At 43.3% G+C, this 1,047-nt stretch carries 1 protein-coding gene; it reads left to right on the top strand.

The annotated features are described in order from the left end of the window. Positions 1 to 711 precede the first annotated feature (711 nt). A partial coding sequence (locus O9324_RS17570; protein ID WP_288140858.1) for a reverse transcriptase N-terminal domain-containing protein occupies positions 712 to 1,047 on the top strand: 336 nt, incomplete at its 3' end.

Consider the following 1,047-nt stretch of genomic DNA (forward strand, 5'->3'; position numbering starts at 1 on the left):
GTGCGAAACGTTTAGGCATGAAATAAGGTTGAAATACCTGAAATAACCGCCTAGTAAGGTCTTCAGTCCCCTGACTGAATCTAACAGGTCAACCCTGACCAACCTTATAACTGTTTATATGTCCCAACGTTTAGTATCACATCGATACCAAACTAGGCAAGGGAACTCAAGGTCAACACACTTTGTAACAATTATTTACAAAGTTGAGAGTAACGGCGATAGCCACCCCCAGATTCAGAAGTCACAACTCTGGGACTGAAGCGGGGAACGGAAGGCTCTTGGATGTAACCTAACATCCAAATCGAGACCACTGCCAACCATCCATGATTAGGCGGGAGCCAAATGTCCGACCTGAACCATCGTAATTAATAAGCAGTGAAATAGGTTGATACACTGCGTTCAAAAAGAATAAGGGGAAAAGTAAGGTAATCTTATTTTCACTTACAAAGACCTTTAAAAGTACCCCGGTGGAGAGGACAAATCTAAAGATGGAACGCCCATATAAACGGAACGTGATAAGTCCTTCTAGGCTCTGAGTATCGGTCGAAATACCCAGCAGTGATAAGTGTAAGCGCAAGCCTTTAAGGATGTGAGATGTAACCAAAAGCCAACGCCTGACAGTAATAGTCAGGATATGCTAACAGGCTTCGGCCGTGAGCTCAGCCGAACGGTTACGGTTTGATTGTAAGGATAGAGTCTAGTAGGAGTTATATGACGAAAGCGAGAGAAGGTAAAGGATTCGGGAAACCGAAAACCACTAAGACTACGAATGTATGGAAAGCTATCAATTGGGCGAAAGTCCAAAGATACGTTTTCAAGCTCCAAAAGAGAATATACCAAGCGGCTAAATCGGGACAGGATGCAAAGGTAAGAAGGTTGCAACGTCTATTAGTGAAATCATACTACGCTCGTCTATTAGCAGTCCGCAAAGTAACCCAAGACAATCAAGGAAAGAAAACAGCAGGAGTCGATGGAATGATAGCAGTATCCCCAGAACAAAGGCTAAATCTAACCGAAGAAATCAAAGGAACACTGAAAGCAAAACCG

The organism is Microcystis sp. LE19-84.1B (assembly GCF_027531875.1).
GTDB lineage: Bacteria > Cyanobacteriota > Cyanobacteriia > Cyanobacteriales > Microcystaceae > Microcystis > Microcystis panniformis.